Consider the following 238-nt stretch of genomic DNA (forward strand, 5'->3'; position numbering starts at 1 on the left):
GACCTAGCTGATATAGTGAAAAATGCTGAAAACGGATCACAAGTTAGAACTGCTATTTATGAATCGATGCTCGAAACAAGTCTGACTGCAACTGAAGCGAGAGAGATCACAGAAGCACTTTTAGATGGTACATTCGATCAGGGTTTGTTAGACATTGAAATTCGTGAAAAGTTGCAGAAATTAGAAGAGGATTACGCCCCTCAACTAACGAAGCTTGGTGTAGAGTTGGCACAAACAC

The 238-nt window shown here is 40.8% G+C and carries 1 protein-coding gene; it reads left to right on the forward strand.

Going from position 1 to position 238, the window contains the following annotated elements; translation table 11 throughout:
• Positions 1-238, forward strand: a 238-nt coding sequence (locus AOA59_RS32575; RefSeq protein WP_158235289.1) for a hypothetical protein, incomplete at both ends; no start/stop codon positions are given.

Origin of the sequence: Pseudomonas sp. 2822-15 (assembly GCF_002742515.1) — a bacterium.
Classification (GTDB): domain Bacteria; phylum Pseudomonadota; class Gammaproteobacteria; order Pseudomonadales; family Pseudomonadaceae; genus Aquipseudomonas; species Aquipseudomonas salomonii.